Below are 26,195 nucleotides of genomic sequence, written 5' to 3'. Positions count from 1 at the left end.
TCCGCCGCGATCAAGACGTGTCCATCATTTGCTCGAGAAACATCGCCAGCGCCACTTCCTCGGAGCGCAAGCCCTTGCGCACTCTCGGGCGTGGCAGTTCGGCCAGCGCACCGAGCAGGAAGCGCTCGACCACGGCTGGATGGATGTAGCACTTGCGGCACACCGCCGGGGTGTTGCCCAGCTGTTTGGACACGCTCTTGACCATCTCCACCACATGCCGTTTCGCCTCGGCTTCCGACTCCCATTGCAGTTCGCGTAATACCGCCAAAGCCAGTGCGCTGCCGGCCCAGGTGCGGTAATCCTTGGCGGTGAAGTCAGCGCCGGTGAGGGTTTGCAGGTAGCTGTTGACGTCATGGGAACTGACGGTGTGCCGCTCGCCGTTTTCGTCCAGATACTGAAACAGATTCTGTCCGGGGATTTCCAGGCAGCGCTTGATGATGCGCGCCAGGCGACGATCCTTGACGGTGATCTGGTGTTCGATACCGCTTTTGCCGCGAAACTGGAACAGGATCGCGCTGCCGTTGACCTCGACATGCCGGCTGCGCAGGGTGGTCAGGCCATAGGAGCGGTTGTCCCGCGCGTATTGGGTATTGCCGACACGAATCAATGTGGCGTCGAGCAGCGTGATGACCGTGGCCATGACTTTGTCGCGGCTGAAGCCGGGGGCGTCCAGCAAGCTTTCGAGCTGTTTGCGTAACTTCGGCAGCGCCAGGCCGAACTCACGCAAGCGCGAGTACTTGTCGGCATCACGCACCTCGCGCCAGCGCGGGTGATAGCGATACTGCTTGCGGCCCCGGGCATCGCGTCCGGTGGCCTGCAAATGGCCACGCGGATCGGCGCAGATCCAGACATCGGTGTAGGCCGGCGGCACTGCCAGCGAATTGATCCGTTTGATCTCATCAGGGTCGGTAATGCGCTGCCCGGCCGGATCGAAATAGGCGAACTTGCCACGCAGCTTTTTACGGGTGAGGCCGGGTTGGGTATCGTCGACGTAATGCAGGTCGGGCGGCAAGACGTCGGCTAGTGCGGTGTCGGGCATGGCGGTGTCCTTGGCGAATCGCTCTGTTACAGCGATTGACCGCGCGCCGTGGCCGTCGTGCCAACCAATTCAGGCCAGCACGGCGACGGCCTTGATCTGCGCCCATAAATGCTGGCCCGGGTGGATGCCGAGCTGATCCCGGGAAAACCGCGTGATCCGCGCCAGCAGCGGTGTGCCGCCGGCATCCAGACGAATCAGCACATGCGCGGCATTGTCCGCCGCCAGCTCGCTGACCACGGTCACCGGCAAGCGATTGAGGATGCTGCTGGCCTCGCTGTTGTGCAGGGCCAGACTGATATCGCGGGCGTGCACCTTGCAGCGCAGGGCCTGACCGACCGCCATCGGCGCGTGAGTCACCCGGATGTTCATGGCAGTCGCCGGCAATTGCAGACTCAGCAACTGGTACTCGGCATCATAGGCGCTGACCTGGCCTTCGATGATCACTCCGGCGTCATCGCCCAACGCCATTGGCAGGTCAAGGCGCGCGAGGGTTTCGCCAATCGGGCCGCTGGCCAGGGCCTTGCCGTCGCTGAGCAGCACCAGATGATCGGCCAGGCGGGCGACCTCATCCTGCGCATGGCTGACGTAAAGCACCGGGATGTCCAGCTCGTCGTGCAGACGTTGCAGGTACGGCAGGATTTCGTTTTTGCGCTGGCTGTCGAGAGCGGCCAATGGCTCATCCATCAGCAACAGTTTCGGGCTGGTCAACAGCGCGCGGGCGATGCCGACACGTTGGCGTTCGCCGCCGGACAGATGCTGCGGATGACGCTCCAGCAAATGACCGATGCCCAGCAGTTCGGTGGCTTGCGCCATGTCGACCCGGCGCTGGGCCTTGGCAATGCGTTTAAGGCCAAATTGCAAGTTGGCCAGCACTGACAGGTGCGGAAACAGACTGGCTTCCTGGAACACGTAACCGATTGCACGTTTGTGCGGCGGGACAAAAATCCGCCGTTCGCTGTCCTGCCAGACTTCGTCGTTGATCTGGATGAAACCCTGCTCGGCTCGCTCAAGCCCGGCGATACAGCGCAGGCAAGTGGTTTTGCCCGATCCGGAATGGCCATACAGCGCAGTCACGCCACGCCCCGGCAAGTGCAGATCGACATCCAGGTTGAAACCCGGATAAGTGATTTTCAGACGTGCATCAATCATCGATCAGCTCCAACCCGCGCGGGTCTTGCGGCTGGAGTAGAGCGCCAGCAACACCAGAAACGAAAACACCAGCATCGCCCCGGCCAGCCAATGGGCCTGAGCATATTCCATCGCCTCGACATGGTCGTAGATCTGCACCGAGACCACGCGGGTCTTGTCGGGAATGTTGCCGCCGATCATCAGCACCACGCCGAATTCACCAACGGTATGCGCGAAACCGAGGATCGCCGCCGTCACGAAACCGGGGCGGGCCAACGGCAGGATCACGCTGAAAAAAGTGTCCCAGGGATTGGCGCGCAGGGTCGCGGCCACCTCCAGTGGGCGGGTGCCGATGGCCGAGAACGCGTTCTGCAACGGTTGCACCACAAACGGCATGGAATAAATCACCGAGCCGATCACCAGCCCGGTAAAACTGAAGGTCAGAGTGCCCAGACCCAGCCATTGCGTGAAGTGGCCGAGAAAGCCATTGGGCCCCATCGCCAGCAGCAGATAAAAGCCGATCACGGTCGGCGGCAGTACGAGGGGTAGGGCGACGATTGCGCCGATGGGGCCACGCAGCCAGGAACGGCTGCGCGACAACCACAGGGCAATCGGCGTGCCGACGACCAGCAGGATAGCGGTGGTCAGGGACGCCAGTTTCAGGGTCAGCCAGATCGCCGCGAAGTCGGCACTCGTCAGCGACATTTAGAGCTGGTAACCGTAGGACTTGATCACCGCAGCGGCTTTCGGACCCTTGAGGTATTCAACCAGCGCTTTGGCGGCGGCGCTGTCCTTGCCTTTGTTGAGAATCACCGCGTCCTGTTTGATCGGGTCGTGCATGCTCGCTGGAACGATCCACGCCGAACCGCTGGTGACCTTGCCGTCCTTGTAGATCTGCGACAGTGCGACAAAACCCAGTTCGGCGTTGCCGGTGGACACGAACTGGAAGGCCTGGGTGATGTTCTGGCCTTCGACGATCTTCGCCTTGGTCGCCTCAGTCAGATTGAGTTTTTCCAGCACCTGAGTAGCGGCCAGACCGTATGGCGCGGCTTTCGGATTGGCGATGGACAGGTGCTGGTATTCATTCTTCTTCAGGACTTCACCTTTGGCGTCGACATAACCATCTTTCGCCGACCACAGCGCCAGGGTGCCGATGGCGTAGGTGAAGCGCGAACCCTTGACGGTGTCGCCTTCTTTTTCCAGTTTTTCCGGCGTGGTGTCGTCCGCCGAGAGGAACACTTCGAACGGCGCGCCGTTTTTGATCTGGGTATAGAACTGGCCAGTGGCACCGTAGGCGGCGACCAGTTTGTGCCCGGTGTCTTTTTCGAAGTCGGCAGCAATGGCCTGGATCGGCGCGGTGAAGTTGGCGGCAACGGCCACCTGCACTTCATCAGCCTGAGCGGTACCGAAGGCGAATACCGCAAGCAGGGTGGCCAGGCAGGTTGGGGCAAAACGTGGGGCACGAATGGTCATGTAACAGCTCCGTTATGGGCGAGTGCAGAGGGCAGTTATTGTTGGAGGTGGACTGCACCGATGCGAAGGGTGGAACGCTATATAGCGAAATATATAGCGAAATGCCGCTAAACAGGAAGTGCTGGTGAACACAGGGTGAGGTGGTGCCATGTCTCACCCTGCGCCGGATCAGCGGCGGAGCAGTTTTGCCAGAGCGCCATCCGCCAGTTGCCGGGTCAGATCAGCGCTGTTCAGCTCTTCGCCCAATGGGAACGCCTGACCGGCCCAGAGGTTGCTGAACTGCGCTTCACTTTTGGCACGCAACGGCATCAGCGCCCCGCCGGCCAGCGGGAAGGCCGGGGCTTTCGGTGACATCGGGCCGATTTCGCGCATCACCCGATTGAGAATGCTGCGAGCCGGGCGGCCGGTGAACAGGTTGGTAATCGCGGTTTCGCTTTCCTTGGCGCTGCGCAGCGCCTGGTGATGCGAGGCGCTGACTTTCGCTTCCGGGGTGAACAAATACGCGGTGCCGACCTGCACCGCTGACGCACCGAGTACCAATGCTGCGGCCACACCGCGCGCATCGGCAATGGCGCCGGCAGCGATCACCGGCACCTTGACCGCATCGACGATCTGCGGCACCAGCGCAAAGGTGCCGACCTGACTGCTCAAATCATCGCTGAGAAACATCCCGCGATGCCCGCCAGCCTCGTAACCCATGGCGATGATAGCGTCGCAACCGTTTTGCTCAAGCCACAGCGCTTCATCGACAGTGGTGGCGGACGAGAGGATTTTCGCGCCAGTGGCCTTGACCCGATCCAGCAGAGATTTTTCCGGCAGACCAAAGTGAAAGCTCACCACCTCAGGACGAAACTCTTCGAGCACGGCGCACGCTGCCGCATCGAATGGCGCGCGGTTGGAAACCGGTGTCGGTGCGTCGAAATCCACGCCCAATTCGCGGTAGTAAGGCTCCAGCAGGTTTTTCCAGTCTTGCGCGCGCTGTTCATCGGCGGCCGGTGGCTGGTGGCAGAAGAAATTGACGTTGAACGGTTTGCGGGTGTGCTCGCGAATGGTCTTCAGCTCTTCGCGCAACTGCTCGATGCTCAGCATTGCGGCAGGCATCGAACCCAAGCCGCCGGCGTTGCACACGGCGATCACCATTGCCGAAGTCGTGGCGCCGGCCATCGGGGCCTGAATGATCGGCAGCTCGATGCCGAGCAGGTCAAGAATGCGAGTGTCAGGCCATTGGCTCATGAAAGCGGTTCTCCGAACGATGAAACGGGGCAGGGACGGCAGAGCCGGTTTTTTAACAGCAAAACCGGGCTCGGGGCCAGTCTGAATTTTCAATGCAGCCATCAGCGGCGATGAAAACCGCCGCCCCCGCCGCCCCCAAATGAGCGGTTCATGACTTGCGAGGAGTTGTGAAAGTTGTTGGTGCGCTGGTTGCCGAAGTTGCGCGCAGCAGACTCGCGATTGAGGTTCTGCAGTTGCGCATTGTTGTTGACCGGCGCCGTGCGGGCCGGGCTGCCCTTGACCATCGATTGCCAGCCGTTGTCGGTTTTCTTGTAGACGTTGCCGTCGCGCCCGGCATAGACGTTGTCGCCCACCCGTGCGGTGCCGCCGTTGCGGCCTTTCACGCCGGCATACTGCGTGGTCTTGTCGGTGTTAGGGTTGTACACCGCGCCACGATTGGCGGTGACCTGGGTGCCGGTGCGAGCATTACCTGCGGTGACCCGGCCACCGGCGATGGCGCCACCATTCGGCCCGACCACTTCACCGCTGCGTCCAGCCGCGTAGTTGCCGGTGTAGGCGTTGTGCACCGCGCCGCGTTGGCCTGCCGCCGCAATGCCGGTGCGCGAGTTATAGGACGAGCCAACCTGACCGGCCCAGCGATTGCCGGTCCAGGCGTTGTATCCGGCGCCATAGCGACTCACCGTCGCGCGATCCCCCCACTGACGATAAATGTTGCCGGTGGTGCCTGCCCAGCCACCGGGCCCCCAGGCCACAGCACCGCCACGATAGCCATAAGCGGCGCCGCCCCAGGCCAGTGGCGCGGGGTACAGGCGCGGCCCCCAGGCGTAACCCCAGCCATAATTGCCCCACCATGGATAAGCGCCCCAGCCCCAACCCATCGCTACGGTGTTACCGCCCCAGCTCCATCCGAAGCCGAAACCGAAGGTCCAGCCAGTCCACGGCGTGTAGCGCATGGCGACGCCGAAACCGTAGGTCACCGGCGGCCCGTACCAGACGCTGCCGACCCACGGCGTGTACGGATAACCGGTGCCGTAGACCACCACACCGGTGGCCGGATCCAGATTTGACCCTTGATAGCCCGGGGTGTAGCCGACCACCACGGTGTCGCCGCTGGACTCATAGACTTTGACGTAGGTGAGGTAATGCATCGGTGAACTCGGCGGGATCGAATAGATCACCGCCGGCACCGAACTGGCGACGCTCCATGGTCCGTTCACCGAGGTGGCGCTGAACCAGATACCGTTTTCCACCGCATACCAGTTGTCGTTGTCGACACGAATAATCGGCGTCGCGCTGTTGACCACGTACTGCAGGGATGTGCTGTTGATTGCCTTCAACTGTGGCTCGCCATCGAACTGCGGTGCGGTCATTTTCACTGCGCTTTTCTTGAACGACGAGGTTTGCGGGATGGTCGCCGCGATCGCGGCTTCCTTGGCCTGCGGTGTGCCGGCGACCGAGGCCTTGACGTTCTCTTTCGGGCTGTCGTCCGGGATGTTGGCGAAATCTGCCGGCAGTTTGTCCGCCGGGGTAAACGTCCATGGGCCGCGCATGTCGGCAGCGCGAAACCAGCGCCCGGAGATCAGCACGTAACTGTTCTGGTCACCGATTTCCTTGAAGATGTGCCCGGTGGTGTTGCTCACGTAGAGCAGGCTGGTGCCCTGAATCGGTAGCCACTGCGCTGCGCCGTCGGTGACGATCAGCTCAGTGGGCGTGGTGGCGATGAAGATTTTCGGCTGCGGCGGTCTGGCCAGATTTGGCACCTTGTCTTTCGGATCACTCTGCCCGGTCAGCAGATCGACCTGACGGCTCTGGATCGCCGCCTGTTTGGCCTTCTCCAGATCGGCCGGTGGTGTGGTCAGACGGGTGTATTCGCCGCTGAGGCTGTCAGCGACCATCCAGCCATCGAACACGTGCAGGTAGTGCTTGCCCTCGGCGTCCTTGAGCAATAGCGGGCGGGTGTTGATCACCCGTTGCAGCGCGGTGCCATCGACCGCCCGGTACACGGCGTCGCCATCGATGTAGACGAGCAGCGCCGGGACGTCTGAACTGATGATCGTCGGCGGGGTGTTTTCCAGCGGCGCGCTGTCGGCTTTCTGCTCGGCCGACAGCACGCCGACGGCGGCTTCAAGTTGATCGAGGGAGATGGTTTTCTTGCGACTTTCGGCATCTTTCTGCAGCGCGCCGAGCCAGACGTCGGCCTGACTGGCGTCGGCAGGGAAGTCGGCCTTGATGATCTTGTACTGATCCAGTGCGACCCAGCGCGTGGCCTTGTCGACCAGCGTGTGCGCGCTGAACTGGACGATGCCGAAGGTGGGTTTGCCGTCGGCGCCGGTGGCTTCGACGGCAGCCCGGGCATTGAGGGTGTAGCCATCCCAGCTGTCGAGTTGCGGCTGGTACACGGTCAGTTTGGCCTTGTCGCTGGTGATCACTTGCGGCCACGTCGGCGCGCTCGGGGCAGCGTCGGCAGCAGCAGGTTTGCTGGCGGTAGCCGGGGCAGCCCAAGTGTTGCCAACCGTCAGCAGGCACAGCATCAGTATCGCAAGCAACGAGCGCGGGTAAGACATTGTCAGCTCCATCGACAGGGCCGCTTTCAGCAGGATGGCAGCGAAAGCACGGCCGTCGAAAAAGCATAGTCGCCCGCTCTGGAATTACTGGGCGGATTTGCGAATTGGCGCAAAGTCGGGTGGGGCAATGTGTTGCTTTGTGTTATTCCAGGGCACGAGTATTTGAATCCATTGATTGAGAGGCAGCCATGTTCAACGGCATTTTGATCGACAAAGACGACAGCGGATATCGCGCCAGCCTGCAGCAGATCAACGAAGCGCAGTTGCCTGAAGGCGACGTGACGGTGAAGGTCGCCTACAGCACGCTGAACTTCAAGGACGGACTGGCGATTACCGGCAGCAGCCCGGTGGTGCGCAAGTTTCCGATGGTGCCGGGGATCGATCTGGCAGGCACGGTCGAGGTCAGTTCGCATCCCGATTACCAGGTCGGTGATCAGGTGCTGCTCAACGGCTGGGGCGTGGGCGAGAGTCACTGGGGCGGATTGGCGCAGAAGGCGCGGCTCAATGGCGACTGGCTGATTCCGTTGCCCAAAGCCTTTACCGCCGCGCAAGCCATGGCCATCGGTACCGCCGGCTACACGGCGATGCTGTGCATTCTGGCGCTGGAGCGTAACGGCGTGACCCCGGATCAGGGCGAAGTGCTGGTGACCGGCGCCAATGGCGGAGTGGGCAGTTTCGCCATCGCCTTGCTCAACAAACTCGGTTATCGCGTGGTGGCGTCCACGGGCCGGGTGTCCGAGCATGAGTACCTGAAACAACTGGGCGCCAGTGAGATCATCGACCGCGCAACCTTGTCCGAGCCGGGCAGACCGTTGGCCAAGGAACGTTGGGCCGGGGTGATCGATTCGGTCGGCAGTCACACCCTGGCCAACGCTTGCGCCAGTACCCGCGCCGAGGGCACCGTCGCTGCCTGCGGTCTGGCTCAGGGCATGGATTTTCCGGCGTCGGTGGCGCCGTTCATTCTGCGCGGTGTGACCCTGGCCGGAATCAACAGCGTGACCCAGCCCAAGGCACGGCGGATCGAGGCCTGGGCGCGTCTGGCCAAGGATCTGGACTTCGCCCTGTTGCCAGTGATCAGTCACGAAATCGCCCTGAGCGAGGCCATCGATGCGGCACCTGAGCTGCTTGCCGGACAGCTTCGCGGCAGGGTTGTGGTCGACGTCAATCGCTGACAGAGTAGGCGTCATTGCGGCCCTGTGTGGCCGCACTTCTATACAGGGAGCCGCAATTTCGATGGATTTGAAACGACAGCAAATCGACGCCTTCACCGTTGCTGGCCTGCGGGTGCGCACCACCAACGCCGCAGAGCACCAACCCGAAACCGCGAAAATCGGCCCGATGTGGGGCCGGTTTTTCGGCGAGGAGTTGGCCGAATCCATTCCCGGCAAGTCAGCCCATTCGCCGATTTATGGCGTGTATTCGGCTTACGAGTCGGATGCTTCGGGTGCGTTTGACGTTACCGCTGGCGTTGCCGTGAATGCTTCAGTCAAAGACTTTGAGTCCGTGCGGATCGAAGCGGGCGAGTATCTGGTGTTCGAAGCGCAGGGGCCGTTGCCAGACGCGGTCATCTCGACCTGGGGAAAGATCTGGGACTTCTTTGCAGCCAATCCGCAGATTCAGCGCCGTTACGCTACCGACTTCGAGGCCTATACCGGCCCCGAGTCCGTGTCGGTCTACATCGGCGTGCGCTAAGACTGGGTTTCGCGTTCCAGCAACTGGCGCTTACGCTCTACGCCCCAGCGATACCCCGACAGATTGCCATCGCTGCGCACCACGCGATGGCAGGGGATTGCTACGGCCAGACGGTTGGCGCCGCAGGCTTGCGCCACGGCGCGCATGGAGGTCGGCGCGCCAATGCGCTGAGCGATTTCGGCGTAACTGGCGGTGCGACCCACTGGAATCTCCCGCAACGCCTGCCACACCCGCTCCTGGAACGCTGTGCCACGCACATCCAGTGGCAAGTCGAGGCCTAGCGCTGGCGCTTCGATGAAACCCACCACTTTGGCGATCAATTGCTCGAATCCGGCGTCGGCGCCAATCAGGTTTGCGTTGCGGAACTGATCCTGCAGATCGCACACCAGTTGATGCGGATCGTCGCCCAACAGAATCGCGCACACGCCGCGCTCACTCTGCGCCACCAGAATCGCCCCGAGCGAACATTGGCCAACGGCAAAATGAATGTCGTTGTTGCGACCGGCAGCGCGATAGTCACCGGGTTTCATGCCCAGTACCTTGTCGGCTGCCTCATAAAAGCGGCTGTTGGAATTGAATCCCGCGTCGTACAGCGCATCGGTCACCGTGCCGCCATCCGCGAGCCGTTCACGCACCCGGCGCGAACGATGCGCCGCCGCGTAACCCTTTGGTGTCAGGCCGGTTGCGGCCTTGAACACCCGATGAAAATGGAAAGGGCTGAGGCCGGCGGTTTCGGCGAGTTCATTGAGTGCGGGCACTGTTTCACTCGACTCGATCTGCCGACAGGCCATCGCCACGGTCGCGGCGTGCTGGCTGGCGACGTCAGTCTGATCTTTGCTTGTGCGTTTGCTTGGGCGGTAGCCCGCCGCTTCGGCAGCTTCGGCGCTGTCGAAAAATTCGACATTTTGCGGTTTGGGCAAACGTGAAAGGCTGCTGGGGCGGCAGTAGATGCCGGTGGTTTTCACCGCATAGACAAACTGCCCGTCGGCCCGCGGGTCCCGTGCAACGACGGCGGCCCAGCGTGGATCGGTTTCAACGTTGATGAGGGGCGAAAGCTTTTTCATGGCGAGTAGTCCGTTGACCTGTTTGATTCAGGTTAACCAGCGGCAATGTTGGTAACACTCCGGGCCTTGCGGTCAAACTTTTCAGATCACCCGGCGACACGCAAGGTCAGGTTGATCCGGCGTTCGCCCAACTGCGGATGCCGCCCGGGTTTGATCGGCAGCACGCCGTGAAAGCGCAAGCGATCAACCCCGCCCCAGATCACCATGTCGCCATGCAGCAGAGGAATGCGCTGGCTCTTGTCGCTGCGCAAAAAACCACCGAACAGGAACATCGCCGGCAACCCCAATGACAGCGACACGATCGGTGCCGCGTAGGCATTTTCGTCTTTGTCCTGATGCAAAGACATTTTCGCGCCGGGGACATATTGGTTGATCAGGCAGGAGTCTGGATGAAAGTCGGCAAATTCAGCGCGCTGTGCTGCTTTGCGCGCCAGTTCCGACAACACTTCTGGCATCGCCGGCCAGGGCTGGCCACTCAGCGGGTCGACGGTGCTGTAGCGATAACCGCTACGGTCGGTGATCCAGCCCAGGGTTCCGCAACTGCTGGTGCCCACCGACATGCTGAAACCGCCCGGGGTCATCATGTGGCGCAACGGTGCTACGGCGAGAATGGCTTCCAGCGCTGGCAACAGTTGATCGATCACCGGCAAAGCGAAGCCGCGCAACACCCACGATTGTTCGCCGATCTGCTCGGCGCGGGGTTGTTGCTCGGGTTCGTGGTCGGCGAACAGGTCGAAGGTGGTCGGGTGCATGGCGTTCATGATGCGTCGTGGAAGATGATGCCCAGAGTATGCCGATTTCCGCTGTGCAGGCGACTGACGCCGTGACGCATGGTCACTCGATAATCGCCGCGTGTGCCGCTGACCGGGCGCTGGTTGACCGCGAAAATAACCGCGTCACCCTTGTGCAGATCCACGACGTGCGGGCGCGACTGCATGCGTGGACGCTGCTCGGTCAGGACGAACTCGCCACCGGTAAAATCCTCTCCGGGCTGCGACAGAAGAATCGCCACTTGCAGTGGGAAAACCAGTTCTCCGTACAGATCCTGATGCAGGCAGTTGTAGTCCTGCGGGCCGTATTGCAACAGCAAGGGTGTCGGCCGCAGTTGGCCGGCAGCCTGACAGCGCTGCACAAACTCGGAATGGGTTGCGGGAAAGCGTACAGGCACATTCATGCGTTCGTACCAGCGGTTGGCCAGTGGCACCAGGCGCGGGTAAAACGCAGTGCGCAGACGTTCGATGGCTGTCGGCAGGGGATAGCTGAAGTACTTGTATTCCCCGCGACCGAAACCGTGGCGGGCCATGATGACCTGCGAACGAAACGGTTCGGTCTGCGAATACAGGGCGCTCAAGCGTTCACAGGTTTGCGCCGACAGCAACGAGCGGACGATGGCATAGCCATATTGATCCAGATGCTGTTCGAGGCTTGCCCAATCGAGCGCATCCAGCCGAGACGGGGACATTGACATGCTGACTACTGAACCCTTTGGTCGAGGCTGTCAGTCTGGGCAAATACCGGCGGCAGAACACTCCGCCGCTTGCGGTCGAATCCCGAGTGTTGCGTTACAGGGCTTTGCTCACGGCGATGTCGCTGATCACGTCTTCGGTGGTGCCATGGATGGCGTCCAGTGCGGCCTTGGCCTCTTCGACGGTGCCGTTTTCCAGTTGCGCGAACTCGAAACGGCGTTCACCGTTGAGCTTGTATTTGATGACGTATTTGGTCGTTTGGGCCACGGTCGTGCTTACCTTTGCGTTAGGGGCGACTCAGCTCAGTTTGGAGCTGGAGCGGCGGATGATCTTGATCGAGTGGGTCAGGGTCGGCTTGCGCGTGACGCTGATGGCGCGACGGTTGACGGTGTCGATGGTGATGTTCCAGAAACCGGTGCTCGGCGCGGTGATGCGTGCAGGAAACGTGTCGAAAGCGCCGCCGTGGTAGGTGTGGCGGCCGCCGTTCTTGAACGCGCGGAAGTTGGCGTCGTTCATCAAGCGGATGTTGCAGGTTTGCGAGCATTGGATGACGACGATGTCGTCTTCGTTGAGGTGCTCGCGCTGGTGAATGAATTTCATGGGCGCCTCCAGAAGGGCTTTTTCTACTAAATCAAAACGATAGCATGTGCGATTGGCGCAGTTTATCAGCCCGAACGGGTTATTATCCCGCCGTCGAGCGCTGCTTTGACAATTAAAAACAGTTATTCGCGATTCCATGCGGGTTTAATGGAGTAAGCCTCGGAGAAAAATGGCATTACTGCTGTCCGAGGGTCTTTATGGGAGGTATTTGTATGAAGTGGGGTGTGGTGTGTCTGCCGTTGATGTTGGTCGTGGGTGGTTGCGCGAGTGTTTCCGAAATCAACGAAACCTTGCCCACCATGAGCGTGATTTCCGGCAAGAAACCCCATGAGTATGCTCAGTGCCTGGCCGACAAGCTTGCCAGCAGCCGCGGCGCGCTGCAGATGCAGCCGCACAAGGATGGCGTGCGAGTGATTGTTCCCGGGAAATTTTCCACCGGCGCGGCTGCGGTGTTTGATATCGAAGACCGTTCCGGCGGCAGCAGCATCAAGCTGCATGAGCGGATGTCCAATGTGCCGGTTCGTCCCCGTGACGTGCAAAACGCCGCCAATGCCTGTATTTCCGGCTGATAGAATAGCGTCCATCAGCACCGATGCCGTCACAGTCTTGCTGTGGCGGCATTTTCATTTCTGGAGTCGCGCATGAAGCGAGAGCAAGTACGGGAACGGCATGCAGAGGGCCTTATCTCTGCCACGCATGTGATTCAAAATCCGGCGAACTCGGGCGAGTGGATCGTGTTTTTCAAGAAGAGCGCCGGTCGCAGCTATTTTCTGGTGGACGATAACGACGAAGTCGAATCCTTCGCCCGGCTCGACGACCTGATCGAGATCGTGCGCGGGCTCGGGATCAAGTTCGCCGAGATCCACATGTAGGGTCTATTTGCAGACCACCACCACACTGCGGTTCTTGTAGTTGCCGACGTCGACCCCCAGGGTCTTGTCGCTTTCCTTGGGCGCCGGCGTGCCATCGGTACCGACGATGCGATAACCGGTGCCGGCGCAGGAGGCGTCAGCCTTTTCGTAGCAGGTGGCCCAGGAGTTGGCTTCCCCGGAGCAGTCGATGCTCAAGCCCTGTTCGCCGTTGTTCAGGTAGGTGGTTTCCGAGGTGGCACAGCCACCGAGGGCCAATACCGCGATCAGCGGCAGCATTCTGTTCATGTTCATAAGTGTGTCGTCTTCAGCGAGGGAGGGGCTAAACGCTCTGACAGCGCCAGCATGAAAAGGTTATAGCGATTGGCCACTTGTTTTCATCATGCTGCGAGCGGCCACAAAAAAGCCCTGCACAAGGGCAGGGCTCGGCGCGTGTCGCAACAGATCAGTCCTGATCTTTGCCACGGCGTTTGGACGACGCAGGGGTGTCGGTGAATACCGACGCTACATCAGTCGCCAGTTGCTCGCTGTCGAAAGGACCGGCGATGTGTTCGCCATTGGTAGTGGTCAGGTTCCACTTGCCGTCTTTCTTGTCGATCACATACCCGTTGATGATTTTTACCGCGGCCATCTATCTGTCTCGTTCGCTGGTTCAAAGGCGCCATGATACCGACAAATCCTCACATTGGGGGATGATGAGCGTATGGTGATGCAGCGCATTTGCGTGTTTGAGCTACTCTGTTTTCGCGGGTCGAAGTCGCCAACGGAACTATCGGCGAGAATATTTCTCTATGTTGGCATCGGTTAGCCAGTGCGGGGCATTGTAAGGTGCACGCCGCCTGATTAGACTGCGCCGAAACTCGTACACACAGCCCTTTCAAGGACTTATATGATCAAGAAATGCTTGTTCCCAGCAGCCGGTTACGGTACTCGCTTCCTGCCAGCGACTAAAGCCATGCCCAAAGAAATGCTGCCGGTGGTAAACAAGCCACTGATCCAGTACGGCGTTGAAGAAGCTCTGGACGCTGGCCTGACTGAAATCTCGATCGTGACCGGTCGTGGCAAGCGCGCTCTGGAAGACCACTTCGACATCAGCTATGAGCTGGAAAACCAGATCAAAGGCACCGACAAGGAGAAATACCTGGTCGGCATCCGCAAGCTGCTCGACGAGTGCTCGTTCTCCTACACCCGTCAGACCGAAATGAAAGGTCTGGGCCACGCGATCCTCACCGGTCGCCCGCTGATCGGTGACGAACCGTTCGCCGTGGTGCTGGCGGACGACTTGTGCGTCAACCTCGAAGGCGACGGCGTACTGACCCAGATGGTCAAGCTGTACAAGCAATTCCGCTGCTCGATCATCGCCATTCAGGAAGTCGATCCGCAGGAAACCAGCAAGTACGGCGTGATCGCCGGCGAGATGATCCGCGACGACATCTACCGCGTACACAGCATGGTCGAGAAGCCAAAGCCGGAAGACGCGCCATCGAACCTGGCGATCATTGGTCGTTACATCCTGACCCCGGACATCTTCGATCTGATCGAGCAGACCGAGCCAGGCAAGGGTGGTGAAATCCAGATCACCGACGCCCTGATGAAGCAGGCCCAGAACGGCTGCGTCATGGCCTACAAGTTCAAGGGCAAGCGTTTTGACTGCGGTGGCGCTGAAGGCTACATCGAAGCCACCAACTTCTGCTTCGAGAACTTCTACAAGACCGGCAAGGCTTACTGATAGCGCCGGACCTGCATCGCGAAGGGTGTGAGAGCACCCAAGTGAACGCACCCACAAACGCCCCGACTTGTTCGGGGCGTTTGTTTTTGTGCTGGAATAATCCTTGATCCTGGTGGTGCAATTTACTGGCGCCCTCTGAGCGCGCTGGCTGCTCTTTCAGGGAGGAGGGTACGTGCGAGCATGCTGGCTGCTCCGATTTCCCTCAGGCGGTACAGTAGAGCCCCATAAAGCGGGCTACCTGACCGCCCAAAGCGAAAAAAGCTCCGTATCTTGCGATACGGAGCTTTTTCTTTATGCGTTACACCGGTTGCGATCTCTCGAAACCGATGCCTTCCGAGCGGTTACTGCTGCACGACATTCGCTGCGGCAGGGTCGACCTTTTTCGGCTTCATCAGGCTGAAGTCGATCAAGGCGCGCTGCTCGCGTTCGTACGGGTTGCCGATCATCAGCGGACGCGGTTTGAAGCTGTCGCTGACCAGACTCTTGCTGCGGTCCAGTTCATCGAAACTCAAACCGGCCATGTCCGCCCAGGTGTGGATCAGGTGCGAGCTGCTGTACGGTCGGCCGAGGTCGGCGGCGAAGTTCCAGTCGTGGTTCTCGCGCCATTTCGGCGACGCCCAGGCCATGAACGGAATGGTGTACATCGGCGCGGTCGGTTTGTTCTCGTTACGGCCGAGGGTGTTGTGGCCGGCGGAGTCGAACACGTCTTCACCGTGGTCGGAGAGGTACAGCAAGAAACCGTTCGGATCGGACTTGGCGTAGTCCTTGATCAGGCTCGACACCACGAAATCGTTGTACAGCACGGCGTTGTCGTAGCTGTTGTAGGTCGGCACCTGATCGTCACGCACACCGGCCGGCACGCCGGTACGGTCCTGGAACTTGTCGAAGGTCGGCGGATAACGGTACTGGTAGCTCATGTGAGTGCCGAGCAAGTGCACGACGATCAGCTTACGCTGCGCCGGGTCGGTCAGCGCTTTGTTGAACGGCTCGATCACGTCACCGTCGTACTGCGCGGCGTTCTGGTTGCGGTTGTTGTTCAGGTACACCTGCTCGTCGGCCTGCTCGGAGAAGGTCGTGAGCATAGTGTTGCGCTTGGTCATGGTCTGCTGGTTGGTGATCCAGAAGGTCTTGTAACCGGCCTGTTTCATCATGCTGACCAGCGACGGCGTGGACAGGTACAGATCAGGATTCTCTTCGTCGGCGAAGGTCAGCACCTGCTGCAGCGCTTCAATGGTGTAAGGGCGCGGGGTGATGACGTTGTCGAACACCGCGAGCTGATCCTTGAGCTTGTCCAGTTCCGGGGTGGTGTTGCGTCCATAACCGTACAGGCTCATGCGCTGACGGTTAGTCGACTCGCCGATCACCAGCACCAGGGTCGACGGTTTATCGGCGTCGGCAACTTTCAGGTTATGCAGCGGCGGAACCTTGCTCGCGCTGTGCAGCATGTCTTGCATGCCGGCCAGGGTGTCGAGGTAACGGTGGTAAGCCACCGCCATCTGCCAAGGCACGGCTGGCTCGATGCGGTCTTCGAACTTCTCGAAACCGCCGGCGAAACTGCCGGTACGCTGGGTCTGTTTGATCAGCGGGTAGCCGACTACGGCGAAGACGATCGCGATCGCGGCCACGAACGCGCGGCCTCGGGGCATGTACACCGGGCGCAGGCGGGTCCACAGGAAATAGGCGAAAGCGGTATGGGCGAGGAACGCCGGGATCATCCACCAGGCGAAGTACTGGGTCATGTATTCGCCGGCTTCAGAGATGTTCGACTCGAACATGATGAAGATGACGCTTTGCGAGAATTCCTGCTGATAGATGAAGAAATAACCCAGGCTGGCCATCGAGCAGGCCCACAGGACGATACCGATCAGCGCGGCCAGCAGTTTGGTGCGTTTGGGAAACGCCAGCATCGGGGCGAGCCACAGCGCGCTCATCACGAAGGCCTGACGGAAACCGCTGAAGCCGGAGGTGCCGGTCAGCTGAATCAACAGTTGGGTGATGCCCGAGAAATACCAGAAGAAAGCGAACAGCCAGAGAACCCCGGCCCAGTCGAAACCTGTCGCAGTCGTTTTGCTGCGTTTGAACAATGCCATTCAGCACTCCAGCTCATCGTCACTAACCACCGTCGGAGCGCTACATCAAACCGACGAACGGAAGCCGCGCGCAAACGCACGGCCAGAATGCGCCGGAGTATCACCAAGGCAGTGTGAAAACTTCGTTAGTTGCTGATCAGGGGCAGGGGAGCATCATGTCGGGAACGACAGGCGCCGTTCCCGAAGCTGGCGGGGCAGGTCAGGCGTGCGGATGGCGCTGGACCACCGGCAGAGGTTTGGGCTGAGCGCCCTGGGTCAGCGAGCGCAGCTGCGCCAGCTCCTGCTTCAACTGGTCGCGCTCGTCTTTCAACTGACGCAATTCATCGCGACGGATCGTGACGTACAGGGTTTGTGGCGGCATTGCTGTGTGTACTGTGCCCATTGCTCACCTCGCAAATGGCGTGTCTCAACTGCAAATCGTCCCCGCGTCGGGGCTACTGACTTGCTATCGGCGCCAATTTTGATTTCTTTTGCCCGTGAATGGAACTTTTTTATTTTTCATGGTCGGTGTGTCTTCGGCAGGATTCGGGGCGTTATCAGTCTGGATCGGGCACAATGCCCGGAAACTTCATCGCAACGCTCTGGACTAACCTCCATCAGTCGCGTTGGGCTATAACCAATGACACACATTTATTTGTAGTAAGGAGCATCAGCACATGCAACTCGGGATTATTGGACTGGGCCGCATGGGCGGCAATATTGCGCGACGTCTGATGCTCAACGGTCACACCACCGTTGTTTACGACCGCAATACCGCTTTCATCGATAACCTGGTCGCCGAGGGCTCCACCGGCGTTGCCGACCTGCCCGCTCTGGTGGCAGGCCTGGCCAAGCCACGTGCCGTATGGGTCATGTTGCCGGCCGGCGCGCCGACCGAAGACACCATCAACACTCTGAGCGACTTGCTGGAAGCCGGTGACACCATCATCGACGGCGGCAACACCAACTATAAGGATGACATTCGCCGGGCGAAAACCTTGGCCGAGAAGGGCCTGCACTACATCGACGTCGGTACCTCCGGCGGCGTCTGGGGCCTGGAGCGCGGCTACTGCATGATGATCGGCGGCGACGCCGAAACCGTGCAGCGCCTTGACCCGCTGTTCGCTGCGCTGGCGCCGGGCATGGGCAACATTCCGCGCACCAGGGATCGCAAGTCCGAGGATCACCGCGCCGAGTACGGCTACATTCACGCCGGTCCTGCCGGTGCCGGGCACTTCGTGAAGATGATTCACAACGGCATCGAGTACGGCATGATGGCCGCGTTCGCCGAAGGCTTCGACATCCTCAAGACCAAGTCCAGCGAGCGTCTGCCGGAAGATCAGCGTTTCGACCTGAACGTGGCCGACATCGCCGAAGTCTGGCGCCGTGGCAGCGTGGTCTCGTCCTGGCTGCTCGACCTGACCGCCGACGCACTGGCCAGCGATCCGAAACTCGACGGCTTCTCCGGTTCGGTGGCTGACAGCGGCGAAGGTCAATGGACCATCGAAGCGGCCATGGAGCAGGCGGTGCCGGTTCCGGTGCTGTCCAACTCGCTGTTCTCGCGCTACCGCTCGCGCGGTCAGGGCACCTTTGGCGACAAGATTCTTTCGGCCCAGCGCTTCGGCTTCGGCGGCCACGTGGAGACACCGAAGAAATGACCCATACGATCCGCAGAAAGTCCAAGGCAGAACCCGCACCACCGACCACGCTGTTTTTGTTCGGTGCCCACGGCGACCTGGTCAAGCGCTTGCTGATGCCGGCGCTGTACAACCTCAGTCGCGACGGCTTGCTGGACGAAAACCTGCGGATCGTCGGCGTTGATCACAACGCCATTACCGATGAAGCCTTCGCGCAAAAACTCGAAGACTTCATCCGTACCGAAGTGGCGGCGAAAGTCGGCAAGGGCGATCAGATGCTTGATCCGGCCTTGTGGGCCAAACTCGCCAAAGGCATCAGCTACGTCCAGGGCGACTTCCTGGACGACAGCACTTATTCCGCGCTGGCGGCAAAAATTGCCGACAGCGGCACTGGCAATGCGGTGTTCTACCTGGCCACCGCGCCACGTTTTTTCAGTGAAGTGGTACGCCGTCTCGGCGCCGCCAAGTTGTTGGAGGAAACCCCGGAAGCATTCAGAAGGGTGGTCATCGAGAAGCCGTTCGGCTCCGATCTGCAAACTGCCGAAGCGTTGAACGCCTGTCTGCTCAAGGTCATGTCCGAAAAACAGATCTATCGGATCGACCATTACCTGGGCAAGGAAACCGTGCAGAACATTCTGGTCAGCCGGTTCTCCAACAGCCTGTTCGAGGCCTTCTGGAACAACCATTACATCGACCACGTGCAAATCACCGCGGCAGAAACCGTCGGCGTCGAAACCCGTGGCAGTTTTTACGAGCACACCGGTGCGCTGCGTGACATGGTGCCCAATCACCTGTTCCAGTTGCTGGCGATGGTCGCCATGGAACCGCCGGCCGCGTTCGGCGCTGACGCCGTGCGCGGCGAGAAGGCCAAAGTGGTCGGCGCGATCCGTCCATGGAGCGTTGAGGAGGCGCGAGCCAACTCGGTACGCGGTCAGTACCGCGCCGGCGAGGTCGATGGCAAAGCGTTGAATGGCTATCGCCAGGAAGCCAACGTGGCGCCTGACAGCAACACCGAAACCTACGTCGCGCTGAAAGTCATGATCGACAACTGGCGCTGGGTCGGCGTGCCGTTCTACCTGCGTACCGGCAAGCGCATGAGCGTGCGCGACACCGAAATCGTCATCTGCTTCAAACCGGCGCCCTATGCGCAGTTCCGGGATACCGAGGTCGACGAGTTGCAGCCGACCTATCTGCGTATTCAGATCCAGCCTAACGAAGGCATGTGGTTCGACCTGCTGGCCAAACGGCCGGGGCCGGCGTTGAACATGGCCAACATCGAGCTGGGTTTTGCCTACAAGGATTTCTTCGAAATGCAGCCGTCCACTGGCTACGAAACGCTGATCTACGACTGCCTGACCGGCGACCAGACGCTGTTCCAGCGCGCCGACAACATCGAGAACGGCTGGCGCGCGGTGCAGCCCTTCCTCGATGCCTGGCAACAGGATGCGAGTGTGCAGACTTACGCTGCCGGGGAAGACGGCCCGCAAGCCGCCAATGATCTGCTGACTCGCGACGGTCGCGTCTGGCATGGTCTGGGATGAGTGAATCGATCCGCTTTTTATTGAGTGACATGGACGGCACGCTGCTGCTGCCCGACCACAGCCTGAGCCAGCGCACCATTGATGCCGTTCGTTCGCTGCGTGAGGCCGGCGTGTTGTTCAGCCTGGCCACCGGGCGCCCACCCAAAGCCATGCTGCAGCAGATCGAAGCCTTGGGTGTCGATCTGCCGACCGCCGCCTTCAATGGCGGCACCATCGTCAATCCGGATGGCAGTCTGTTGGTGGCGCATTACCTGCCGGTGCCGACCGCACTGATTGCTCTGGCGTTGTTCGCTGACCAACCGGATGTGGAGATCTGGGTGTTCAGCGGTGGCGACTGGTTGCTCAAGGATCCGCACGGGCCGATGGTGCCGCGCGAGCAGCACGGCCTCGGTTATCCGCCGGTGGTGGTCGAGAGTTTCGAGCCGTACCTGGAGCGCATCGACAAGATCGTCGCCACCAGTAACAACACCGATCTGCTGATCGAGCTTGAGGCGCGCCTGTTAGCCAAGGTCAGCGGCATGGCTCAGGTTTCGCGTTCGCAACCGGTGTACCTGGACGTGACGGCGCTGGAGGCCAACAAGGGCACCGCACTGGCAACCATTGCCGCGCACCTCGATATCCCGCTGGCGCAGACCGCCGCGATTGGCGATGGCGGCAACGACCCGGCGATGTTCCATTGCGCGGGATTGTCGATTGCCATGGGGCAGGCGGAAGAGGCGGTGAAGCGCCAGGCTGACGTGGTCACCGCGCCAAACACCGACGACGGCGTGGCGCAGGCGATCGAGAAGTACATCCTCGGTCGCTGAACTCACCCCAAAAACAAATGTAGGAGTGAGCCTGTTCGCGATTGCAATGTATCAGTCACCATTTCTTGGGCTGACACACCGCTATCGCGAGCAGGCTCACTCCTACAGTTTATTCGGCGTAATTACAGCCAGTAGCTGACGGCGTACCAGCCCAGCAACCCCATCACTACGGTGTACGGCAACGCCATCCACACCATCCGCCCGTACGACAGGCGCACCAGCGGTGCAATCGCCGAGGTCAGCAGGAACAGGAATGCCGCCTGACCGTTCGGCGTCGCCACGCTTGGCAGGTTGGTGCCAGTGTTGATCGCGATCGCCAGGGTCTCGAAATGCTCGCGGCTCATGTGCCCGGACAGGAAAGCCTGTTTCACTTCGGTGATGTAGATCGTGGCGACGAACACGTTGTCGCTGATCGCCGAGAGCAGGCCATTGGCGATGAACAGCATGCCCGGCTGTTGCTCCGCCGGCAGCGCCAGCACCCACTGGATCAGCGGCGCGAACAGTTGCTGATCGTGAATCACCGCGACCACGGCAAAGAACACCACCAGCAATGCGGTGAACGGCATGGCGTCCTTGAACGCGCTGCCCAGACGATGCTCGTCGGTGATGCCGGTGAACGCGGTGATCAGCACGATCACCATCAGGCCGATCAGCCCGACCTCCGCGACGTGAAACGCCAGGCAACCAATCAGGATCAATGCGGCAGCGCCTTGCACCAGCAGGGCGGCACGCTGACGCGGGGTGCGTTCGGCGTTGTCTTCGGCGGCGTAATTGGCCAGCACGGCGCGGACGTTGTCCGGCAGCAGGGTGCCGTAGCCAAACCAGCGCAGTTTTTCCAGCAGCACGCAGGTCACCAGACCCGCCGCCAGCACCGGCAACGAAACCGGCGCGACTTTCTGGAAAAACTCTGCGAAGTGCCAGCCCATTTCATGACCGATCAGCAGATTCTGCGGCTCACCCACCAGGGTGCAGACCCCGCCGAGTGCGGTGCCGACCGCGCCGTGCATCAGCAGGCTGCGCAGGAATGCGCGGAATTGCTCCAGGTCTTCATGGTGCAGGGCCGGCAGATGGCGGTCGTCGCTGAATTCGCTGTCCTGACGCGGATCATTGCCCGAGGCCACGCGGTGGTAGACCGAATAGAAGCCGACCGCCGCGCTGATGATCACCGCGGTTACGGTCAAGGCGTCGAGAAACGCCGACAAAAAAGCTGAGAGAAAGCAGAACATCAGCGCCAGCAGCGCCTTGGAGCGCACGCCCAGCAGCAACCGTGAGAACAGAAACAGCAGCAGATCCTTCATGAAGTAGATGCCCGCGACCATGAACATCAGCAGCAGGATCACCGGGAAGTTGTGCACCAGTTCATCGTACAGGGCCTGTGGTGAGGCCATCTTCAGCAGCAGGGCTTCGATCAGCAACAAGCCACCGGGCATCAATGGATAGCACTTGAGCGCCATGGCCAGGGTGAAAATGAATTCGATCACCAGCAGCCAGCCGGCGGCGACCGGGCCGACAGTGAACAGCACCACGGCGTTGAGGATCAGGAACCCTACGATGCACGCCTTGTACCAGCGGGGCGAGTGCCCGAGAAAATTATGCGCGAACGCCTGGGCCAGTGAACCGGACATCGGTTGCTCCTTGTATTAAGAAGCGCGCAAGTTGCCGCATGTGTCTGGCAAGTTCAAGTCCGGGAAGTTATTGATTCAGATAGCGCGCGACCATGGCGCGGTAGTTGCCGTCGAGCGAGTAGCCGCCGACAAGAATTTTCCGGTCTGGCTGGATCGCGAGAGAATTGGCGGTATCCAGGCTGCGGCCCAGGCGCGTGCGCAACCAGCCGTGGCCGTTGCCGAAGCTCCGGTCGAGATGGCCATCAGCTTTATAGCGAGCAACGATGAAGTCGGCCTCGACGCCGCCGATCGTTGCACCCACCGCCATGATCCGACCATCCGCCATGCGTTGCGCGGCGCTCCACTGGCAACCACTGGGGCCGATTTCCAGCAGATGCGGGTGACCAGTGTCGTTGCGCCAGTCCGGGCGGCCGTTAGGGTGCAGGCTCAGCGCCAGGCAGCGGATCGGATCGCGACTGCTGCCAAAACAGTGCAGATGTTCCTTTGACTCGATGACCTGACAGACCATCGCACTTTTGCCGTTGGCTTTGAAAGCCAGGAAGCCATCCACCGCGAAGCGCTCATCAAGACGCCCGTCAGGCAGGTAGCGCGCCACCAGGCCCTCCTGGGGGAAATCAATTGAGCCGGCGACAAGGATCCGCCCGTCCTCCTGCAATACGAGGCTGCTGAGCCACGTGTTGAGCAGCAAATGTCGAATCATCACGAAACCGCGCCCATTGAAGCTTGCATCGAGCGTCCCGTCTGGCGTCAGGCGGATCAGCATTCCGGCATGGTCGGCGAGTTCGAAGTGGTGATTGGCGATCAGCAGAATATGCCCGTCGTCCTGCACGGCGATGTCACAGGCTTCAGCACCCGGTACGCCGGGAGGCAGCCAGCAATCGCGGGAACCGATGGACAGGTCGCCGGGCAGGCGCACTACTTTGCGGCCATTTTCACCAAAGCTCGGGTCGGGGATACCCTCGGTGCTGAACAGGGCAAGGGCGGGCAGGGTGCGATGGGCGTTTTGATAATGCAGCCCGGCCAGCAGGATTCGTCCGTCGGGCAATACCTGGACCTTGCCACCGGTGGCCTCAAAACCGCGTTCGAACTCGCCAATCACGCTGCCATGCTGGCCGAAAGCGAGGTCGGCCGAACCGTCCGCGAGTAGGCGTGCCAGACCGAAACGACTGCCTTGAGCAGTGCCGACCTTGGCGGCGACCAGCACGCGCCCCTGTCGATCCAGTGCGACACCCTGAGTCATGCTGGAAACACTGCCGGCGAAATACACTTGGGCAACGCCAGTGTTGGCAAATTGTTTGTCGAGTTGCCCGGAACTGTTGAGTAGTGCCGGGCGCGCAAAGGCGTTCTCGGGTGACATGCATGCCTCTCCTTGCAAGTTGACCAGGCCCGAATGGGCGGTAACTGCATGAGCGGAACATTCAATCCCTGAATACACGCAAGTTCAACTGACAGAACTAACAGGTGGAGGGTCGCACTGTGCCATAACAGTGTCTTTTTGAACCAAACGAAAGCCTGCCAAGCAGTGGCGCCTGGCAGCTTGAAGAAAGTTGTACAGAAGCATTGAAGATAAACAGCAGCGGATAACTAACAAAGAACAGAGCGGATGACGTGAAAGTCATCCGCATTAGCCTCTGATCAATGTGGCATCGACCACGATTGCAGCAGGTAACCTTCTTTGCTCAATTCGGCGCGGGCCTGTTGCAACAGCAGTTCCAGTTGCGCCGGATCGGAGTAGGCGCTGCTTGGAATCTGCTGGCGACCGATGTGCGAGTTGGTACGGTCGATGACGGTCAGGTTCAGTTCGCCATTGCCGTCTTGTGGGGCCCAGGCCACGCACTGAAAGGGTTTGAACGCGTGGTTGGCAATCAAAAGAGCTTCGTTGATACGGAGCGGGGCGGTCATTGGGGTCTTCTCTCTGTCGTGCCCAATCAAGTGATGTGCCGTCGGTTGGGCTTACCGTTCGGCTGGATACTTGTACTGATGCACGCAACCCCGTGGCAGGTCACACACGAAACAGAGAAATTTCAACTTAATTGCTCAGGCTCAACATTCCGAACGTTTTTGAAAGCCTGGTGAAAGATAGCAACTCGATAGCTGACTAATAAACTTGCTTCTTATAACTCGTTAGCTTGTACACCTATAAGCAATCGATACAAGGCCCTGTCAATTTCTTGCTAATGTTACAGTCGGGTCTGCCAAATGACTGTTTTTACAATAATTTCCTTAAATTTGGCGCCAAGGAACAGTCATGATCGAAGCGCCTGCGTTACGACGTTTATTGGTGGTCGACCCGTGCGACGACTGTCACCGGTTATTACCTGGTTTGCGCTCGGTGGGATGGGATGTCGACAGTTGTAGCCTGGAAAATGCCGCCGATCGGACATGCGATGTCGGGCTGCTGCGACTGCAACCTTTTCACCTTGAACGTCCCGAAGCGGTCAAGGAACTGATCAGCCGTAGCGGCACCGAGTGGATCGCGGTGTTGAACCAGGAAGTCCTGCGGTTGCAGAACGTCGGTGACTTCGTCTGCGAATGGTTTTTCGATTTCCACACCTTGCCGTTCGATGTCTCACGGGTTCAGGTGACCCTGGGCCGCGCGTTCGGCATGGCGCGTTTGCGCGGGCAAGGCACGATTCACGTCGACCAGCCTGAACACGAGTTACTCGGCGACAGCAAGCCGATCCGCGAACTGCGCAAGTTATTGAGCAAACTGGCGCCGACCGAATCCCCGGTACTGATCCGGGGCGAAAGCGGCACCGGTAAAGAACTGGTGGCACGCACGCTGCACCGCCAGTCCCAACGCCACAGCAAGCCATTCGTGGCGATCAATTGCGGGGCGATTCCCGAACATTTGATTCAGTCCGAACTGTTTGGCCACGAGAAAGGTGCGTTCACCGGTGCGCATCAGCGCAAGGTCGGGCGCATCGAGGCCGCGAATGGTGGCACGCTTTTTCTCGATGAAATCGGCGATCTGCCGCTGGAATTGCAGGCCAATCTGCTGCGTTTTCTGCAGGAGAAACACATCGAGCGCGTGGGTGGCAGCCAGCCGATCCCGGTGGATGTTCGCGTGCTGGCGGCCACCCACGTCGACCTCGAAGCGGCGATCGAGAAAAAGCGTTTTCGCGAAGACCTGTATTACCGCCTCAATGTGCTGCAAGTGGTGACCGCGCCATTGCGCGAGCGCCACGGTGATCTGTCGATGCTGGCCAACCATTTCTCGCACTTCTACAGCCACGAAACCGGGCGCCGCCCGCGCAGCTTCAGTGAGGATGCGTTGATTGCCATGGGCAAGCACGACTGGCCGGGCAATGTGCGGGAACTGGCCAACCGCGTGCGACGGGGCCTGGTGTTGGCAGAAGGCCGACAGATCGAAGCCCGGGATCTGGGATTACTCAGCCAGCACACGATTTCGACGCCGATGGGTACGCTGGAAGACTACAAGACCCGCGCCGAACGCCAGGCGCTGTGCGATGTATTGAACCGCCACAGCGACAACCTCAGTGTGGCGGCGAAGGTGCTGGGCGTGTCGCGGCCGACGTTTTATCGCCTGCTGCACAAGCATCAGATTCGCTAGAGAACAAAGCTCAAAAGATCGCAGCCTGCGGCAGCTTCTACAGGGATTACCTCTGTAGGAGCTGCCGCAGGCTGCGATCTTGTGCT

Annotated in this window: 27 protein-coding genes; 9 read left to right on the top strand and 18 right to left on the bottom strand. The window is 60.3% G+C overall.

Translation table 11 applies throughout. The features are described from left to right. Positions 1 to 10: 10 nt before the first annotated feature. The 6 genes from ACOYXG_RS14225 to ACOYXG_RS14200 all read right to left on the bottom strand — a co-directional run bounded on the left by ACOYXG_RS14225 (position 11) and on the right by ACOYXG_RS14200 (position 7,437). Positions 11 to 1,039 carry a DNA topoisomerase IB gene (locus tag ACOYXG_RS14225; RefSeq protein WP_460352362.1) on the bottom strand — a complete coding sequence of 343 codons (1,029 nt, stop codon included), beginning with the start codon at positions 1,037 to 1,039 and terminating at the stop codon, positions 11 to 13. Positions 1,040 to 1,108: 69 nt separating this feature from the next. Continuing rightward, on the bottom strand, positions 1,109 to 2,188 hold the full coding sequence (modC, locus tag ACOYXG_RS14220; protein WP_097087327.1) for a molybdenum ABC transporter ATP-binding protein: 1,080 nt from the start codon (positions 2,186 to 2,188) through the stop codon (positions 1,109 to 1,111). Positions 2,189 to 2,191: 3 nt separating this feature from the next. Then, positions 2,192 to 2,872, bottom strand: coding sequence for a molybdate ABC transporter permease subunit (modB, locus tag ACOYXG_RS14215; RefSeq protein WP_003225407.1), 681 nt, complete (start codon positions 2,870 to 2,872; stop codon positions 2,192 to 2,194). Next, entirely contained in the window at positions 2,873 to 3,640 is a 768-nt protein-coding gene (gene modA / locus ACOYXG_RS14210; RefSeq protein WP_460352359.1) for a molybdate ABC transporter substrate-binding protein, read from the bottom strand. Positions 3,641 to 3,808: 168 nt separating this feature from the next. Beyond that, a complete protein-coding gene (locus ACOYXG_RS14205) occupies positions 3,809 to 4,873 on the bottom strand; it encodes an NAD(P)H-dependent flavin oxidoreductase (protein ID WP_460352357.1) in 1,065 nt (354 codons plus the stop codon). A gap of 101 nt (positions 4,874 to 4,974) precedes the next feature. After that, positions 4,975 to 7,437, bottom strand: coding sequence for an autotransporter (locus ACOYXG_RS14200; protein ID WP_460352355.1), 2,463 nt, complete (start codon positions 7,435 to 7,437; stop codon positions 4,975 to 4,977). 188 nt (positions 7,438 to 7,625) lie between these two features. Between ACOYXG_RS14200 and acuI the strand changes: the two genes are divergently transcribed. Together acuI and ACOYXG_RS14190 are read left to right on the top strand one after the other, a co-directional pair. Further along, positions 7,626 to 8,609 (top strand): acrylyl-CoA reductase (NADPH), encoded by a 984-nt coding sequence (gene acuI, locus ACOYXG_RS14195; RefSeq protein WP_460352353.1) that lies wholly within the window; start codon positions 7,626 to 7,628, stop codon positions 8,607 to 8,609. A 61-nt stretch (positions 8,610 to 8,670) separates the two neighbouring features. After that, positions 8,671 to 9,129, top strand: coding sequence for a GyrI-like domain-containing protein (locus ACOYXG_RS14190; RefSeq protein WP_103366992.1), 459 nt, complete (start codon positions 8,671 to 8,673; stop codon positions 9,127 to 9,129). On the opposite strand, the gene ada is transcribed toward ACOYXG_RS14190, so the two are convergent. The 5 genes from ada to ACOYXG_RS14165 form a co-directional block, all read right to left on the bottom strand. Further along, complete coding sequence (gene ada / locus ACOYXG_RS14185) at positions 9,126 to 10,193, bottom strand: bifunctional DNA-binding transcriptional regulator/O6-methylguanine-DNA methyltransferase Ada (protein WP_103366993.1); 1,068 nt, start codon at positions 10,191 to 10,193, stop codon at positions 9,126 to 9,128. The two genes, ACOYXG_RS14190 and ada, sit on opposite strands and share 4 nt — an antisense overlap. An 86-nt stretch (positions 10,194 to 10,279) precedes the next feature. Then, positions 10,280 to 10,945, bottom strand: a complete 666-nt coding sequence (alkB, locus tag ACOYXG_RS14180; protein WP_460358461.1) for a DNA oxidative demethylase AlkB — start codon at positions 10,943 to 10,945, stop codon at positions 10,280 to 10,282. Positions 10,946 to 10,950: 5 nt separating this feature from the next. Further along, positions 10,951 to 11,661 carry a 2OG-Fe(II) oxygenase gene (locus ACOYXG_RS14175; protein ID WP_103366994.1) on the bottom strand — a complete coding sequence of 237 codons (711 nt, stop codon included), beginning with the start codon at positions 11,659 to 11,661 and terminating at the stop codon, positions 10,951 to 10,953. Between the two features lie 94 nt (positions 11,662 to 11,755). Continuing rightward, positions 11,756 to 11,926, bottom strand: coding sequence for a hypothetical protein (locus ACOYXG_RS14170; RefSeq protein WP_096796544.1), 171 nt, complete (start codon positions 11,924 to 11,926; stop codon positions 11,756 to 11,758). Between the two features lie 30 nt (positions 11,927 to 11,956). After that, positions 11,957 to 12,259, bottom strand: a complete 303-nt coding sequence (locus ACOYXG_RS14165; RefSeq protein ID WP_024164475.1) for a DUF1883 domain-containing protein — start codon at positions 12,257 to 12,259, stop codon at positions 11,957 to 11,959. 212 nt (positions 12,260 to 12,471) lie between these two features. On the opposite strand from ACOYXG_RS14165, the gene ACOYXG_RS14160 reads away from it, so the two are divergent. Together ACOYXG_RS14160 and ACOYXG_RS14155 are read left to right on the top strand one after the other, a co-directional pair. Then, positions 12,472 to 12,828 (top strand): hypothetical protein, encoded by a 357-nt coding sequence (locus ACOYXG_RS14160; RefSeq protein ID WP_460352349.1) that lies wholly within the window; start codon positions 12,472 to 12,474, stop codon positions 12,826 to 12,828. A 72-nt stretch (positions 12,829 to 12,900) separates the two neighbouring features. Beyond that, positions 12,901 to 13,131 (top strand): hypothetical protein, encoded by a 231-nt coding sequence (locus tag ACOYXG_RS14155; protein ID WP_027612691.1) that lies wholly within the window; start codon positions 12,901 to 12,903, stop codon positions 13,129 to 13,131. Positions 13,132 to 13,134: 3 nt separating this feature from the next. Here ACOYXG_RS14155 and ACOYXG_RS14150 read toward each other — a convergent pair whose 3' ends face one another. Beyond that, complete coding sequence (locus tag ACOYXG_RS14150) at positions 13,135 to 13,422, bottom strand: hypothetical protein (protein ID WP_007964655.1); 288 nt, start codon at positions 13,420 to 13,422, stop codon at positions 13,135 to 13,137. 151 nt (positions 13,423 to 13,573) lie between these two features. Continuing rightward, a complete protein-coding gene (locus ACOYXG_RS14145; protein WP_007964653.1) occupies positions 13,574 to 13,759 on the bottom strand; it encodes a hypothetical protein in 186 nt (61 codons plus the stop codon). Between the two features lie 258 nt (positions 13,760 to 14,017). Here ACOYXG_RS14145 and galU point away from each other — a divergent pair, with 258 nt between their 5' ends. Beyond that, positions 14,018 to 14,857: a UTP--glucose-1-phosphate uridylyltransferase GalU gene (gene galU, locus ACOYXG_RS14140; protein ID WP_007912230.1), complete on the top strand. Its 840-nt coding sequence runs from the start codon at positions 14,018 to 14,020 to the stop codon at positions 14,855 to 14,857. A gap of 341 nt (positions 14,858 to 15,198) precedes the next feature. Here the strand turns inward: galU and ACOYXG_RS14135 are convergent, their stop codons facing one another. Together ACOYXG_RS14135 and ACOYXG_RS14130 are read right to left on the bottom strand one after the other, a co-directional pair. Further along, the gene (locus ACOYXG_RS14135; RefSeq protein ID WP_285374333.1) at positions 15,199 to 16,947 is read right to left on the bottom strand and encodes a phosphoethanolamine transferase CptA; all 1,749 of its coding nucleotides are present in this window, start codon (positions 16,945 to 16,947) and stop codon (positions 15,199 to 15,201) included. A 199-nt stretch (positions 16,948 to 17,146) separates the two neighbouring features. Continuing rightward, on the bottom strand, positions 17,147 to 17,329 hold the full coding sequence (locus tag ACOYXG_RS14130) for a DUF6026 family protein (protein WP_007964649.1): 183 nt from the start codon (positions 17,327 to 17,329) through the stop codon (positions 17,147 to 17,149). Between the two features lie 274 nt (positions 17,330 to 17,603). On the opposite strand from ACOYXG_RS14130, the gene gnd reads away from it, so the two are divergent. Genes gnd through ACOYXG_RS14115 form a run of 3 tightly spaced genes read left to right on the top strand, consistent with a single transcriptional unit; the run spans position 17,604 to position 20,910 of the window. After that, positions 17,604 to 18,584: a phosphogluconate dehydrogenase (NAD(+)-dependent, decarboxylating) gene (gene gnd, locus ACOYXG_RS14125; RefSeq protein ID WP_460352345.1), complete on the top strand. Its 981-nt coding sequence runs from the start codon at positions 17,604 to 17,606 to the stop codon at positions 18,582 to 18,584. Continuing rightward, the gene (gene zwf / locus ACOYXG_RS14120) at positions 18,581 to 20,104 is read left to right on the top strand and encodes a glucose-6-phosphate dehydrogenase (RefSeq protein ID WP_047598529.1); all 1,524 of its coding nucleotides are present in this window, start codon (positions 18,581 to 18,583) and stop codon (positions 20,102 to 20,104) included. The genes gnd and zwf overlap by 4 nt, the downstream gene beginning before the upstream one ends. Beyond that, complete coding sequence (locus ACOYXG_RS14115; protein WP_096796547.1) at positions 20,101 to 20,910, top strand: HAD family hydrolase; 810 nt, start codon at positions 20,101 to 20,103, stop codon at positions 20,908 to 20,910. Before zwf ends, ACOYXG_RS14115 begins: the two co-directional genes overlap by 4 nt. A 122-nt stretch (positions 20,911 to 21,032) precedes the next feature. On the opposite strand, the gene nhaB is transcribed toward ACOYXG_RS14115, so the two are convergent. From nhaB to ACOYXG_RS14100, 3 genes are all read right to left on the bottom strand, one after another. Beyond that, complete coding sequence (gene nhaB / locus ACOYXG_RS14110; RefSeq protein WP_460352342.1) at positions 21,033 to 22,535, bottom strand: sodium/proton antiporter NhaB; 1,503 nt, start codon at positions 22,533 to 22,535, stop codon at positions 21,033 to 21,035. Between the two features lie 67 nt (positions 22,536 to 22,602). Further along, a complete protein-coding gene (locus tag ACOYXG_RS14105; protein WP_460352340.1) occupies positions 22,603 to 23,892 on the bottom strand; it encodes a hypothetical protein in 1,290 nt (429 codons plus the stop codon). A 278-nt stretch (positions 23,893 to 24,170) separates the two neighbouring features. Next, on the bottom strand, positions 24,171 to 24,437 hold the full coding sequence (locus ACOYXG_RS14100) for a hypothetical protein (RefSeq protein WP_003225374.1): 267 nt from the start codon (positions 24,435 to 24,437) through the stop codon (positions 24,171 to 24,173). A gap of 346 nt (positions 24,438 to 24,783) precedes the next feature. Between ACOYXG_RS14100 and ACOYXG_RS14095 the strand changes: the two genes are divergently transcribed. Continuing rightward, the gene (locus ACOYXG_RS14095) at positions 24,784 to 26,109 is read left to right on the top strand and encodes a sigma-54 dependent transcriptional regulator (RefSeq protein WP_027612698.1); all 1,326 of its coding nucleotides are present in this window, start codon (positions 24,784 to 24,786) and stop codon (positions 26,107 to 26,109) included. The last annotated feature ends 86 nt before the right edge of the window (positions 26,110 to 26,195 follow it).

This window comes from Pseudomonas sp. G3-39, assembly GCF_054790485.1.
Note: the sequence above shows the minus strand (reverse complement) of the source record. Positions and strands in the feature narration are given on the sequence as shown.

Coding starts and splice junctions, on each gene's coding strand:
- ACOYXG_RS14225 (WP_460352362.1), bottom strand. CDS start 1,039: ATGCCCGACACCGCACTAGCCGACGTCTTGCCGCCCGACCTGCATTAC.
- modC (WP_097087327.1), bottom strand. CDS start 2,188: ATGATTGATGCACGTCTGAAAATCACTTATCCGGGTTTCAACCTGGAT.
- modB (WP_003225407.1), bottom strand. CDS start 2,872: ATGTCGCTGACGAGTGCCGACTTCGCGGCGATCTGGCTGACCCTGAAA.
- modA (WP_460352359.1), bottom strand. CDS start 3,640: ATGACCATTCGTGCCCCACGTTTTGCCCCAACCTGCCTGGCCACCCTG.
- ACOYXG_RS14205 (WP_460352357.1), bottom strand. CDS start 4,873: ATGAGCCAATGGCCTGACACTCGCATTCTTGACCTGCTCGGCATCGAG.
- ACOYXG_RS14200 (WP_460352355.1), bottom strand. CDS start 7,437: ATGTCTTACCCGCGCTCGTTGCTTGCGATACTGATGCTGTGCCTGCTG.
- acuI (WP_460352353.1), top strand. CDS start 7,626: ATGTTCAACGGCATTTTGATCGACAAAGACGACAGCGGATATCGCGCC.
- ACOYXG_RS14190 (WP_103366992.1), top strand. CDS start 8,671: ATGGATTTGAAACGACAGCAAATCGACGCCTTCACCGTTGCTGGCCTG.
- ada (WP_103366993.1), bottom strand. CDS start 10,193: ATGAAAAAGCTTTCGCCCCTCATCAACGTTGAAACCGATCCACGCTGG.
- alkB (WP_460358461.1), bottom strand. CDS start 10,945: ATGCACCCGACCACCTTCGACCTGTTCGCCGACCACGAACCCGAGCAA.
- ACOYXG_RS14175 (WP_103366994.1), bottom strand. CDS start 11,661: ATGTCAATGTCCCCGTCTCGGCTGGATGCGCTCGATTGGGCAAGCCTC.
- ACOYXG_RS14165 (WP_024164475.1), bottom strand. CDS start 12,259: ATGAAATTCATTCACCAGCGCGAGCACCTCAACGAAGACGACATCGTC.
- ACOYXG_RS14160 (WP_460352349.1), top strand. CDS start 12,472: ATGAAGTGGGGTGTGGTGTGTCTGCCGTTGATGTTGGTCGTGGGTGGT.
- ACOYXG_RS14155 (WP_027612691.1), top strand. CDS start 12,901: ATGAAGCGAGAGCAAGTACGGGAACGGCATGCAGAGGGCCTTATCTCT.
- ACOYXG_RS14150 (WP_007964655.1), bottom strand. CDS start 13,422: ATGAACATGAACAGAATGCTGCCGCTGATCGCGGTATTGGCCCTCGGT.
- ACOYXG_RS14145 (WP_007964653.1), bottom strand. CDS start 13,759: ATGGCCGCGGTAAAAATCATCAACGGGTATGTGATCGACAAGAAAGAC.
- galU (WP_007912230.1), top strand. CDS start 14,018: ATGATCAAGAAATGCTTGTTCCCAGCAGCCGGTTACGGTACTCGCTTC.
- ACOYXG_RS14135 (WP_285374333.1), bottom strand. CDS start 16,947: ATGGCATTGTTCAAACGCAGCAAAACGACTGCGACAGGTTTCGACTGG.
- ACOYXG_RS14130 (WP_007964649.1), bottom strand. CDS start 17,329: ATGGGCACAGTACACACAGCAATGCCGCCACAAACCCTGTACGTCACG.
- gnd (WP_460352345.1), top strand. CDS start 17,604: ATGCAACTCGGGATTATTGGACTGGGCCGCATGGGCGGCAATATTGCG.
- zwf (WP_047598529.1), top strand. CDS start 18,581: ATGACCCATACGATCCGCAGAAAGTCCAAGGCAGAACCCGCACCACCG.
- ACOYXG_RS14115 (WP_096796547.1), top strand. CDS start 20,101: ATGAGTGAATCGATCCGCTTTTTATTGAGTGACATGGACGGCACGCTG.
- nhaB (WP_460352342.1), bottom strand. CDS start 22,535: ATGTCCGGTTCACTGGCCCAGGCGTTCGCGCATAATTTTCTCGGGCAC.
- ACOYXG_RS14105 (WP_460352340.1), bottom strand. CDS start 23,892: ATGTCACCCGAGAACGCCTTTGCGCGCCCGGCACTACTCAACAGTTCC.
- ACOYXG_RS14100 (WP_003225374.1), bottom strand. CDS start 24,437: ATGACCGCCCCGCTCCGTATCAACGAAGCTCTTTTGATTGCCAACCAC.
- ACOYXG_RS14095 (WP_027612698.1), top strand. CDS start 24,784: ATGATCGAAGCGCCTGCGTTACGACGTTTATTGGTGGTCGACCCGTGC.